Annotated in this window: 1 protein-coding gene; it reads left to right on the top strand. The window is 31.2% G+C overall.

Annotated features, from left to right (window positions below):
• Positions 1-153: 153 nt before the first annotated feature.
• Positions 154-256, top strand: a 103-nt coding sequence (locus SB658_RS25500; protein WP_410603231.1) for a hypothetical protein, incomplete at its 3' end; no start/stop codon positions are given.

Below are 256 nucleotides of genomic sequence, written 5' to 3'. Positions count from 1 at the left end.
TAGGATTTACGAGTAATACGGCGTATAAACTCTAATCACCAGACCTCTTATATGGAATTCATACATATTGTGCGGAAATAAGCGAATTCTAAAGATTGTTCGCATCATAACGCTTATGTTACGGTTATTAAGATGCTAATTTGGAGGGAAAATATGAATTCTGAAGAGAGAACTATCAAAATCAAGATAAATAATGTATCTAAAATTTTCGGTAAAAATGCTAAAAAAGCATCTCAAATGCTTGAAAAAGGGAAAA

This window comes from Bacillus sp. SIMBA_008 (assembly GCF_046535495.1).
GTDB lineage: Bacteria > Bacillota > Bacilli > Bacillales > Bacillaceae > Bacillus > Bacillus subtilis.
The sequence above is the reverse complement of the archived record's forward strand: the minus strand, read 5'-3'. Positions and strand labels throughout refer to the sequence as shown.